This is a genomic window from Streptomyces sp. KLMMK (assembly GCF_036961605.1).
In the GTDB taxonomy this organism is placed as follows: domain Bacteria; phylum Actinomycetota; class Actinomycetes; order Streptomycetales; family Streptomycetaceae; genus Streptomyces; species Streptomyces telluris.
This window is the reverse complement of sequence record NZ_JBAMDC010000734.1, coordinates 1-1401: the sequence shown is the minus strand read 5'-3', so window position 1 is coordinate 1401 and position 1401 is coordinate 1. Positions and strand designations below refer to the sequence as shown.

Below are 1401 nucleotides of genomic sequence, written 5' to 3'. Positions count from 1 at the left end.
CGGGACCTGCCCTTCACCTCCCTCGGGCTGGACTCCCGGCAGGCCGTGGCCGTCACCGGTGAACTGGGCGCCTGGCTGGGCCGCGAGCTGCCCGCGGGCCTGGTCTTCGAGCACCCGTCCGTCCGCGCGCTGGCGGCCCGCCTCGGCGCGCAGGAGCGGCCCCGGCCCACAGCCGTCCCGGCCGCTCCCGCCGCACCGGTCCCCGGCGAGCCGATCGCGATCGTCGGCATGGGCTGCCGCTTCCCGGGCGCCCCCGACGTGGACAGCTACTGGCGGCTCCTGCTGGACGGCCGCGACGCCGTCGGCGAGGTGCCGCGCGACCGCTGGGACCCCGGTCTCGTCGACGCCCCTCGCCACGGCGGGTTCCTGGACCGCGTCGACGCCTTCGACGCCCGCTTCTTCGGGATCTCGGCGCGCGAGGCCGAGCGCATGGACCCGCAGCAGCGGCTGCTGCTGGAGGTGGCCTGGCAGGCCTTCGAGGACGCGCACGTCACGCCCGCGCACCTGGCGGGCAGCGAGACCGGCGTCTTCGTCGGCATCAGCAGCCACGACTACGCCGAGCTGCAGATGCCGCACCTGGAGGCGGTCGACGTCTACTCCGCGACGGGCAACGCGCAGTCGGTGGCGGCGAACCGGCTCTCGTACCACTTCGACCTGGCGGGCCCCAGCCTCGCCGTGGACACCGCCTGCTCGTCCTCCCTCGCCGCCGTCCACATGGCGTGCCAGAGCCTGCGGGCGGGCGAGTGCCGCACCGCGCTGGCCGGCGGGGTGAACCTCCTGATCACGCCGGGCCTGTCGGTGGCGTTCGCGCAGGGCGGGATGCTCTCCGCGGACGGGCGCTGCCGGACCTTCGACGACGCGGCCGACGGCTATGTGCGCGGCGAGGGCGTCGGCCTGGTCCTCCTCAAGCCGCTGTCCGCGGCCCTGGCCGACGGCGACCGCGTCCACGCGGTGGTCCGGGGCTCCGCCCTGGGCCACGGCGGGCGCAGCAACGGCCTGACGGCGCCGAAGGGTTCGGCGCAGCGCACGGTGATGGCACGGGCCCTGGCCCAGGCCGGACTGGAGGCCGCCGCGGTCGGCTACGTCGAGGCGCACGGCACGGGCACGGCGCTCGGCGACCCCGTGGAGTGGGGGGCGCTGGCGGGCGTGTACGGGCAGGGGCGGGCCGCGGAGGAGCCGTGCCTGGTCGGCTCGGTGAAGACGAACATCGGCCACCTGGAGGCGGCCGCGGGGATCGCCGGGCTGATCAAGGCGGCCCTGGTCACCAAGTACCGCCAGGTGCCTCCGTCGCTGCACCTGACCACGCCCAACCGGGGCCTGGAGCGGGAGGGTTCGGGCCTGGAGGTGGCCACGGACCGGCGTGCGCTGCCGGTGCGGGACGCGGCGCGGGCCGGGGTGAGC

General features: G+C 76.6%; 1 protein-coding gene. It reads left to right on the top strand.

All coding sequences use genetic code 11. From position 1 onward, the window contains the following. A partial coding sequence (locus V7793_RS37570) for a type I polyketide synthase (RefSeq protein ID WP_336014230.1) occupies positions 1 to 1401 on the top strand: 1401 nt, incomplete at both ends.